Here is a 338-nt window from a genome sequence, read left to right as displayed (position 1 = left end):
AGGAGATCGGAGGCAAGTACGTCCAGAAGGAACAGGATGTCATCGTGACCGAAACTAATGTCGACAGCCTCAAGAAGGAATCGGTTAAGGTGAAGATGACCAAAAACGACACGCCGACTGGCCTGACGGAGGGCAAAGATTACAATGTGACCCATTCCGGCGGCAAGGGCCAGTGGAGCCAGTACAAGTATGTCATTCATAAAGAATTATTCGCCGGGGACGGCAAATATACGATTGCCCTGTACTCAGAGGATGCGGCCGGCAATGTGAACGAGAATATCAACGAGAAGAAGAAGGCCGAAATCTCCTTCGGTATCGACAAGACCGCGCCGGTAATC

The 338-nt window shown here is 51.2% G+C and carries 1 protein-coding gene; it reads left to right on the top strand.

Going from position 1 to position 338, the window contains the following annotated elements:
• Nucleotides 1-44: 44 nt before the first annotated feature.
• The coding region (locus RYX56_RS21585) for a hypothetical protein (protein ID WP_317124020.1) at nucleotides 45-338 on the top strand (294 nt) is incomplete at its 3' end.

The sequence above is a fragment of the Alkalihalophilus lindianensis genome (assembly GCF_032843265.1).
Classification (GTDB): domain Bacteria; phylum Bacillota; class Bacilli; order Bacillales; family Bacillaceae_D; genus Alkalihalophilus; species Alkalihalophilus lindianensis.
Note: the sequence above shows the minus strand (reverse complement) of the source record. Positions and strands in the feature narration are given on the sequence as shown.